The 251-nt window shown below is 53.4% G+C and carries 1 pseudogene; it reads left to right on the forward strand.

Annotated elements, in window-relative coordinates:
* Positions 1–115, forward strand: a pseudogene (locus IT41_RS21220) (IS5/IS1182 family transposase); the annotation flags it as partial.
* Positions 116–251 lie beyond the last annotated feature (136 nt).

A 251-nucleotide genomic window follows, 5' to 3' on the forward strand; every position in this document is an offset into this window, starting at 1 on the left:
GATCATGTTCGGCAGGCTCAAAGATTGGCGGCGTGTGGCAACGCGGTATGATCGCTGCCCCAAGGTATTCCTTTCCGCAATCGCTCTCGCCGCAATCGTCATCTATTGGCTATGAGTCCTGACCCTAAGTTCTCGCGCGACGCAATTGTTCAGGGTAGACTCATTGAAGCCGCCTTTACCTACGGGCACTCATATTATGGAGGATATGACCATAACCGCAATTTGCGGCGCTGAAGCAGGTCCTCCTAGAG

Origin of the sequence: Paracoccus halophilus (genome assembly GCF_000763905.1) — a bacterium.
Lineage (GTDB): Bacteria > Pseudomonadota > Alphaproteobacteria > Rhodobacterales > Rhodobacteraceae > Paracoccus > Paracoccus halophilus.